This window comes from Protofrankia coriariae, from assembly GCF_001017755.1.
Classification (GTDB): domain Bacteria; phylum Actinomycetota; class Actinomycetes; order Frankiales; family Frankiaceae; genus Protofrankia; species Protofrankia coriariae.
The window spans coordinates 84,489-93,250 of record NZ_JWIO01000002.1 but is presented as its reverse complement, the minus strand read 5'-3'; the positions used below and the strand labels follow the sequence as shown (position 1 = coordinate 93,250).

Genomic DNA, 8,762 nt, shown 5'->3' with positions numbered 1-8,762 from the left:
GCAGCCGGCCCTGCCGCGGCTCGCGGCGGGGATCAGACCATGGCCGCGGGCCCGGGCCCGGCGGTGCCGGTGCCCGTCCCGACGAGGTCCACTCCTATGACGTCCACCCGCTGGCGTGTGGTGAGGGTGCCGCGGCCCGGCCCGCGATAGGAGCCGGACGTGGGTGCCACCTCGGTGTAGTCCCGGCCGGTGGCCACGGTCACGTACCGCCGGTCCACCAGCCGGTCGTGACAGGGGTCGAGCGCGACCGCGCACGCCCCGCCGCCGATCGTCCCCGTGGCCGCGGGGACGATCACTTCGACCCAGGCGTGTGAGGCGCTCTCACCGATCATGTGGCCGGAGACGTACCGTGCCGGCACGCCCGCGGCCCGGCACAGCGCCAGCATGACGTGCGCGTGGTCCTGGCAGACCCCGCGCCCCCCGGCGAGGGCCTGCGCGGCCGTGGTCGTCACGTCGGTGCTCCCGCCCGCGTACCCGATCCTGCGGTGCACCCAGGCGCAGCACCGCAACGCGGTCTCGAGCGGGTCGGGGACGGCCAGCGCCCGAGCTGCCGCGATCATGGTGGCGTCGGGCGCCGTCAGCGGGGTGGGTGTGAGCAGCCTGCGGCCGGTCAGCGCGGACGCCGGCAGCGTCGGCGGCCCGGCCCCGGCGGTGCGGGTGAGGACGACCGTGGCGTCGAAGTCGAGCCGCCGTGGCACGGTGTCCAGCCGCACCAGCGCGGCCTGGGAGCCGTCGACCGTGCGCTCCCAGGTAACGGTGGCCGTCGGGTCGGACACGGCGAGGTGGTACGCGCACACCGTCTGGTCACCGTGCCGGCGCGGGGGGACGACGACCAGGCGGTGCGCCAGCTGCCAGGCCGGACCGTCATAGGTGTAACCGAACCGCTGCCGAACACGATAAGTCACTGACACGACCGCCGAGTCCGCCGGATCGACGTCCATTTCACTAGCGGAAAGCATATCGTCCGGCACTGTGCGCAACAAAGCTGCCTGTGCCAGCTGTTGCGCACGCACCGGCTGCGCCGGTACCGCCCCGGTCGTCACCGCCACGCTCCGGCGTCCGCCGGCCCCGAGCCACAGGATGTTTCCCCCACGCTGCGATATTCACCCGAACGCATTTCATGAGCGTTACACATTGCGTTCGTCCAGGCGTCATCCCAGGCGAGTTGCGCCGGTCCTAATCGCCCCACACGGCTGCCTCGTTCCCAACGAACTGGCACCATCGAGGGCATGACAGAGCTGGTGGTGAACCGATCTGAGCAACCGCAGCGCAAACCGCGAAGCGCCCTGCTCGAACCGCTGGAAGCACCCCGGCCGCCGGTACCGTCAGATCTTCCAAATGATCGGTTCATCAACCGGGAGAAGTCCTGGCTGGACTTCAACGCGCGAGTGCTGGCACTCGCCGAGGACGAGAGCGTCCCGCTGCTTGAACGCGCCAAGTTCCTGGCAATCTTCGCCAGCAACCTCGACGAGTTCTACATGGTCAGGGTCGCGGGCCTGATGCGCCGGGAGGCGACCCGGCTCGCGGTGCTCTCCGCCGACGGCCTCACCGCGCGTGAACAGCTCGACCTCATCAGCCGTACCGCGGCCGATCTCGGCGAGCGTCACTCCCGGTGCTTCACCGACGCCGTCATCCCCGCTCTGGCCGAGGCGGGCATCACCATCCAGTTGTGGAACGACCTGACCGACGGGCAGAAGGACCGACTGCACCACTACTTCCACCAGCAGATCTTCCCCGTCCTCACCCCGCTCGCGGTCGACCCGGCGCATCCCTTCCCCTACATCAGCGGACTCTCCCTCAACCTTGCAGTCACTGTACGTGACCCCGGCGGGGATGGCGACCGGTTCGCCCGCGTGAAGGTCCCGCAGAACGTGCCCCGGCTGATCCGGGTCGCCCCGGAGCTCCCGGCGGGCGTGGGCGGCCACCACCTCGCGCACGACCTGGGCGACGACGACCACGAGGTCTGCTTCATCCCGCTGGAAGAAGTCATCTCCGCTCACCTCTCGCAGCTCTTCCCCGGCATGGAGGTGGTGGACTCCCACCTGTTCCGGGTGACCCGCAACGCCGACCTGGAGGTCGAGGAGGACGAGGCCGAGGACCTCCTCCAGGCCCTCGAACGCGAACTGGCCCGCCGGCGGTTCGGCCCGGCCGTCCGCCTCGAGGTCGGTGACGACGTCGACGACAACCTGCTCGACCTGCTGATGCGCGAACTTGAGGTCACCCATCGCGAGGTGGTCCGGGTCCGCGGGCTGCTCGACCTGTCGGTGCTGTGGGCGCTGTACGAACTCGACCGCCCGAAGCTCAAGGACCGGCCGCACGTGCGGCGGACCCACCCACGGCTGGTGTCCTCCGACGAGCAGGTCGACTTCTTCGCGGCGCTGCGCGAGGGCGACGTGCTCGTCCACCACCCCTACGACTCGTTCACCACCTCGGTGCAGCGCTTCATCGAGCAGGCCGCCGCCGACCCGCAGGTACTGGCCATCAAACAGACCCTGTACCGGACCTCGGGCGACTCCCCCATCGTGGACGCGCTGATCTCCGCGGCCGAGGCCGGCAAGCAGGTCGTCGTCCTGGTCGAGATCAAGGCCAGGTTCGACGAGACCGCGAACATCCGCTGGGCCCGTGAGCTGGAGCGGGCCGGCTGCCATGTCGTGTACGGGCTGATCGGGCTGAAGACCCACTGCAAGACATGCCTGGTGGTCCGCCAGGAACGCGGCGGGCTGCGGCGCTACTGCCACATCGGGACGGGCAACTACAACCCGAAGACCGCCCGCCTGTACGAGGACCTCGGCCTGCTCACCGCCGACCCCGACATCGGCGCCGACCTCACCGACCTGTTCAACGTCCTGACCGGGTACAGCCGCCAGACCGAGTACCGCTCGCTACTGGTCGCCCCCCAGCTCATGCGGAACGGGATCATCGAACGCATCGAGCAGGAGACCGAGGCGGCGCGCCGGGGCCACCCGTCCGGCGTCCGGATCAAGGTGAACAGCCTCGTCGACGAAGAGGTCATCGACGCGCTGTACCGAGCCTCCCGTGAGGGCGTGCCCGTCCAGTGCCTCGTCCGTGGGATCTGCGCGCTGCGCCCGGGCGTTCCGGGCCTGTCGGAGACGGTGCACGTCCGCTCGATCCTGGGCCGTTTCCTGGAGCACAGCCGGGTGCTGGAGTTCACCGCGATCCAGGAGTGCTGGATCGGCAGCGCGGACATGATGCACCGCAACCTCGACCGCCGGATAGAGGCGCTGGTACGGGTCGCGCAGCCGTCCCAGCAGGGGCCGCTGAAGGCCATGCTCGACCACGCCTTCTCCGACAGCGTGGCAGCCTGGATTCTGCGGCCGGACGGGACCTGGTACCGCCGGGCCACCGACCCGGACGGGCAGCCCCTGTCGGACTACCAGAACGACCTGATGGGCGTGCCGCCCCGGCGAGCGGCGCACGCCTGACCACGGCGGACAACCCGCCGGAGCCTCCGGCCGCGCGATCACAGAATGACCGCACGACCGGAGGCTCTGTCGACTTTCCCAGCCTCCGGCTGCGCAATCACTCCATGATCACACAGCCTTCGGTGGTGTCGACTTTCCCAGCCTCCGGCTGCGCAATCACTCCATGATCACACAGCCTTCGGTGGTGCCGAGCCAACTTCGCGGGACCTCCGAGGCCGGTGGTCCTGGTGCTCAGTTGTCCTGCGGATCCTCGCTGGCGGAGACGCTGGCCTTGAACTCCGAACCGGGCCGGAACTTCGGCACGACCGAGGCGGCGACGTGCACCGGCTCACCCGTCGCGGGGTTACGACCGGTACGAGCCGCCCGCTCGACGCGCTCGAAGACACCGAACCCCGTGATGGTCACCTTCTCACCGGCGGAGACGGCCTCCTGAATCGCGTCGAAGACGGCATCGACGGCCTTGGTCGCGTTCGACCGCCCGCCCTCGATCTGCTGAGCGATTCGATCAACCAACTGGGACTTGTTCACAACAACCTCCGGACGCCCCCCGCGGGCGCGGGGTAGGGAGCAGATCGGGCATCACACTGCGCTGCACCGTAGGCATGTCCACCGGTTAGGGCAATTCCCGTGCGCGTGTCGCGCGACACAAACATGCACGTCAGCGGCCCTTCTAGATCATCCGATGCCATCGGGAGGATGCCGGCGATCCTCCGATGGACTACGTTTCGTAACATTCAATGTTTTTCGCTGACTCCTGCCGGGACCGGTACGGTGGTGGGCAGCCAGCCGGGCCGGGTAGCCTCGAAGGCGGTGACGGCGTCCTGGTGGCGCAGTGTCAGGCCCACGTCGTCGAGGCCCTCCAGCAGCCGCCAGCGGGTGAAGTCGTCGATGTCGAAGGCCGCGACGAGCCCGGGCGCGCGCACCTCGCGAGCGCCCAGATCGACGGTGATCTCGATGGTGGGGTCGGCCTCGACCTGGCTGGTCAGCGCCTCGACCGTCGCGGCGGGCAGGGCGACGGCCAACAGCCCGTTACCGAGAGCGTTACCACGGAAGATGTCGGCAAACCTGGCGGAGATCACCGCCTTGAACCCGTAGTCCTGTAGCGCCCACACAGCGTGCTCACGAGACGAGCCGGTACCGAAGTCCGGGCCGGCAAGCAGGATCGTGGCACCGGCGTGGACGGGGTTGTTCAGCACGAACGCGGGGTCGGCCCGCCACTCGGAGAACAGCCCGGCACCGAAGCCGGTGCGTTCGATCCGCTTCAGCCACTCGCTGGGGATGATCTGGTCGGTGTCGACGTCGCTGCGCCGCAGCGGCACCGCCCGGCCGGTGTGGGTGGTGAACGCCTCCATCGCGGGTGCGCTCCCTTCGTCGGTGTGAGGTGTCGCGGGGGCCGGCCGGGCTGCCNGGGGGCCGGCCGGGCTGCCGGTCACGAGGACCGGCCGGGATGGCCGGCCGCGGGGTCAGAGGTCCGCCGGGGCGGTCAGCCGCCCGGTGACGGCGGTGGCCGCGGCGACGGCCGGCGACACCAGGTGAGTACGACCGCCGGGCCCCTGGCGTCCCTCGAAGTTGCGGTTGGACGTGGACGCGCTGCGCTCCCCCGGGCGCAGGGTGTCCGGGTTCATCCCGAGGCACATCGAGCAGCCCGCGCTGCGCCACTGCGCCCCGGCGGCGCGGAAGACCTCGTCGAGCCCTTCCGCCTCGGCATCGGCCTTCACCACCATCGAACCCGGGACGACCAGTACGCGCACCCCGTCGGCGACCCGCCGCCCGCGCAGGACCTCGGCGGCGGCCCGCAGGTCCTCGATGCGCCCGTTGGTGCAGGAGCCGATGAACACCGTGTCCACGGCGACGTCACGCAGCGGCGTGCCCGGGGTGAGCGCCATGTAGGCCAGGGCCCGCTCGACCGAGGCCCGCAGCGCGGGATCGGCGTAGTCGGCCGGGTCGGGGACCCGGGCGGCCAGCGGCGCGCCCTGCCCCGGGTTGGTACCCCAGGTGACGAACGGGCTGAGCTCGGCGGCGTCGATGACGACCTCGCGGTCGAAGGTGGCGTCGTCGTCGGTGGCGAGGGTGCGCCAGTAGGCCACCGCCTCGTCCCAGGCGGCCCCGGCCGGGGCGTGCGGGCGTCCCCGCAGGTGGGCGAAGGTCACCTCGTCCGGAGCGATCATGCCGGCGCGGGCGCCCGCCTCGATGGACATGTTGCAGACCGTCATCCGGCCTTCCATGGACAGCGCCCGGACGGCCTCACCCCGGTATTCGATCACGTGGCCCTGGCCGCCGCCGGTACCGATCCGGGCGATGATCGCGAGGATCAGGTCCTTGGCGGTCACGCCGGCCGGCAGCGCCCCGTCCACGGTGACGGCCATGGTCTTGGGCGGGCGCTGCGGCAGCGTCTGGGTGGCCAGCACGTGCTCGACCTGGCTGGTGCCGATACCGAAGGCGAGCGCGCCGAACGCGCCGTGGGTGGAGGTGTGGCTGTCACCGCAGACGATCGTCATGCCCGGCTGGGTCAGGCCCAACTGCGGGCCCACGACGTGGACGATGCCCTGCCCGGGGTCGTTCATGGGGTGCAGCCGGACGCCGAAGTCGGCGCAGTTCTTGCGCAGGGCCTCGACCTGGGCCGCCGAGACCGGGTCGGCGATCGGCAGCAGCGTGTCGGCGGTCGGGACGTTGTGGTCCTCGGTGGCGATGGTCAGGTCCGGGCGGCNCGGCCGGCCAGCCGCAGCGCCTCGAACGCCTGCGGGCTGGTCACCTCGTGGACGAGATGCAGGTCGATGTAGAGCAGGTCGGGTTCGTTGTCGGCACGCCGGACGACGTGGGCGTCCCAGACCTTCCTCGCGAGTGTGCGCCCCATGGCCCACTCCTTCAGGTGGCTTTCTCGGGCCCGTCCGGCAGCGCCGGGCGGGGTGACGAACATGCGGTGCGGATCACTGACCCGGGCCATCCGAAACCTCGTACACCCCCGTGCATCTCATTATTTGGGATGGCAGTATCAATGTGTGGAACAGCTTAGCGGAGTCGGTGTGCTGGACAAGGCGGCCCTTGTGCTGACCGCGGTGGAAACCTCCCCCGCCTCCCTGGGCGACCTGGTCGCCCGCACCGGGCTGACCCGGGCGACCGCCCACCGCCTGGCCGTCGCCCTCGAGGTGCACCGGCTGGTCGGACGCGACCCCAGCGGCCGGTTCGTGCCCGGCCCACGGCTGGCCGCCGGCGGCGCGGCACCGCTGCCGTGGGCCCTGCTGGCCGCCGCCGCGCCGGTACTCGCGCACCTGCGGGACGCCACCGGGGAGAGCACCCAGCTCTACGTACGGCGCGGGGACGTGCGGGTGTGCGTGGCCGCCGCCGAGCGGGCCAGCGGCCTGCGCGACACCGTCCCGGTCGGGACCATGCTGCCGATGACCGCCGGCTCCGGAGCGCAGGTCCTGCTCGCCTTCGGCGCGGACCCGTTCCCGGGCCGGGACGCCCGCGCCCTGCCCACGACCGGGGCCGTGGGCAGGGCCGAGGGCGCGCCGGCGGGGGCTGCGGAACCGCCGGCGGGCGCGGTCTTCGGAGCATCCACCCTGGAACGGGTGCGGCGGCGGGGCTGGGCCGAGAGCGTCGGCGAGCGGGAGGCCGGGCTCGCGTCGGTGTCGGCCCCGGTACGCGACGCCACCGGTCGGGTCGTCGCGGCGCTGTCCCTGTCCGGCCCGGTCGAACGGCTCACCCGCTCCCCCGGCCAGCGTCACGGGGCCGCCGTCGCCGCCGCGGCTGAGCGGCTGAGCGGCTGAGCGGCTGAGCGGCCGGTCCCACCGGTGGNGGCGGACCCCCTGTACCCGCCGCGGGCTGGCTCCGCCCAACCTGGCGCGGCCGGCGGTGACCCGGCCTCGTCGGGTCACCGGGGGTGAGAACGTCCACGCCTCGTGGGCAGCTCGTGAGCGCCTCGGACGAAGGCGTTCCCGCCCATACCTGTCGTAGTGGGCAGCAGGTGGACCGACGACGTCATCTGTCACATTTGGCGGCCCGTGCTTTCGCCATAAGCGAACGCTCGCAGCGCGGCAACGTTCAGGACGACGAGCGTCCGTCCCCTGTTCGCGATCAGCCCGTCCGACCGGAAGGTCCGCAGGTCCCGGCCGACGGACTCCCGGGACGATCCGATGGCGGCAGCAAGGTCACGCTGTGTCACGCGCAGCGTGATCGCGATACTGCCGTCCGGCTGCCTGTCCCCGTGCCGGTGCGCGAGCTCGAGCAGGTGCCGGGCGAGGCGGATGCCGGTCGGGTACGCGCCCAGTTCCGACCGGCGCCGGTCGGATTCCCGCAGCCGCCGGGTGATCGAGCTGACCAGGGCCCGTACGACCTGGGGATGGGTGGCCACGAACGTCCGGAACGCCTCGGCGGACACGACGACCACCTGCGCGGACTCCACCGCCACGACCGACGCCGACCGGGTCCCGCCGTCGATGACCGCCATCTCACCGATGAGATCACCGGGGCCGCGGTGGGCGAGCAGGGTCTCGTACCCGCTCTCGGCGACGGTCACGACCTTCACGCGCCCGGTCCGCACGATCATCACCAGGTCGGCCCGGTCGCCCTCCCGCAACAGGACGTCGCCCTGCCCGTAGTGTCGGACCGTCCCGAGCGCCTCGAGCGCGAGCCGGTCCCGCGGGCTCATCTGGGCGTGTTCGCGTTCACCGCCGAGCATGCCCACGCCCGTCCGTGTCACCTGCGGTCACGTGTTTCCTTCTGTCACAGAGCTGGTGGCGCAGAGTACCTTTTTGCTCGGGTACAAAAACGGAGGCTGCCACCGGTACAGCGCCGCGACACCGTACCGCCATGATTCTCACACTTTCCGCAATGATCGACGGACTACGCGAGCATCTCCTGCCCGCTAGTGGCGTTTCCGTCATAAGGTCCTGGTCACCGGGCCTGCACCACGGTGTCTGGCCGGGTGTCCCGGCCGGGCATCCCGGCCGGATGTACCACGGCTGATGCGCGCACAGGGGGGAGCACCGGCGATGCGCAGGCTGGGTTCCCGCTACGTTCTGCACCAGCCGCTCGGGAGGGGTGCCAGCGGCGAGGTCTGGCGGGGCGAACGGGTCGACGACGGTACCGGCGACCACGGGCTGGTAGCGGTCAAGATCCTGCGGCCCGAGGTGTCCGACGACCCGGAGATCGTCGACCGCTTCCTGCGCGAGCGCCGGGTCCTGCTGGCCTTCGACGACCCGCACCTGGTGAAGGTCCGCGACATCGTCGCCGAGGGCAGCACCCTCGCGATCGTGATGGACCTCGTGGACGGGACAGACCTGCGCGGCTACCTGCGCGCGCACGGCCGGCTCCCGCCCG

7 protein-coding genes and 1 pseudogene are annotated in these 8,762 nt (G+C 71.2%); 3 read left to right on the top strand and 5 right to left on the bottom strand.

Annotation, left to right across the window (positions count from 1 at the left end):
- Positions 1-32: 32 nt before the first annotated feature.
- The gene (locus tag FrCorBMG51_RS01470) at positions 33-905 is read right to left on the bottom strand and encodes a transglutaminase family protein (RefSeq protein ID WP_338052668.1); all 873 of its coding nucleotides are present in this window, start codon (positions 903-905) and stop codon (positions 33-35) included.
- Positions 906-1,229: 324 nt separating this feature from the next.
- On the opposite strand from FrCorBMG51_RS01470, the gene FrCorBMG51_RS01465 reads away from it, so the two are divergent.
- The gene (locus FrCorBMG51_RS01465; protein ID WP_047221349.1) at positions 1,230-3,443 is read left to right on the top strand and encodes an RNA degradosome polyphosphate kinase; all 2,214 of its coding nucleotides are present in this window, start codon (positions 1,230-1,232) and stop codon (positions 3,441-3,443) included.
- A gap of 231 nt (positions 3,444-3,674) precedes the next feature.
- Here FrCorBMG51_RS01465 and FrCorBMG51_RS01460 read toward each other — a convergent pair whose 3' ends face one another.
- The 3 genes and pseudogenes from FrCorBMG51_RS01460 to leuC form a co-directional block, all read right to left on the bottom strand.
- Complete coding sequence (locus tag FrCorBMG51_RS01460; protein WP_013874863.1) at positions 3,675-3,971, bottom strand: HU family DNA-binding protein; 297 nt, start codon at positions 3,969-3,971, stop codon at positions 3,675-3,677.
- Between the two features lie 206 nt (positions 3,972-4,177).
- Complete coding sequence (gene leuD, locus FrCorBMG51_RS01455) at positions 4,178-4,795, bottom strand: 3-isopropylmalate dehydratase small subunit (RefSeq protein ID WP_047221348.1); 618 nt, start codon at positions 4,793-4,795, stop codon at positions 4,178-4,180.
- Positions 4,796-4,906: 111 nt separating this feature from the next.
- A pseudogene (gene leuC / locus FrCorBMG51_RS01450) lies at positions 4,907-6,297 on the bottom strand (3-isopropylmalate dehydratase large subunit).
- A gap of 145 nt (positions 6,298-6,442) precedes the next feature.
- Here leuC and FrCorBMG51_RS01445 point away from each other — a divergent pair.
- Complete coding sequence (locus tag FrCorBMG51_RS01445; protein ID WP_047221347.1) at positions 6,443-7,210, top strand: IclR family transcriptional regulator; 768 nt, start codon at positions 6,443-6,445, stop codon at positions 7,208-7,210.
- Between the two features lie 218 nt (positions 7,211-7,428).
- On the opposite strand, the gene FrCorBMG51_RS01440 is transcribed toward FrCorBMG51_RS01445, so the two are convergent.
- Positions 7,429-8,142, bottom strand: coding sequence for a Crp/Fnr family transcriptional regulator (locus tag FrCorBMG51_RS01440; protein WP_157180349.1), 714 nt, complete (start codon positions 8,140-8,142; stop codon positions 7,429-7,431).
- 292 nt (positions 8,143-8,434) lie between these two features.
- On the opposite strand from FrCorBMG51_RS01440, the gene FrCorBMG51_RS24540 reads away from it, so the two are divergent.
- Positions 8,435-8,762, top strand: a 328-nt coding sequence (locus tag FrCorBMG51_RS24540) for a protein kinase (protein WP_162233156.1), incomplete at its 3' end; no start/stop codon positions are given.

What these genes read in the sequence shown, in the direction of transcription:
- FrCorBMG51_RS01465 (WP_047221349.1), top strand. Translation starts at nt 1,230, where the DNA reads ATGACAGAGCTGGTGGTGAACCGATCTGAGCAACCGCAGCGCAAACCG.
- leuD (WP_047221348.1), bottom strand. Translation starts at nt 4,795, where the DNA reads ATGGAGGCGTTCACCACCCACACCGGCCGGGCGGTGCCGCTGCGGCGC.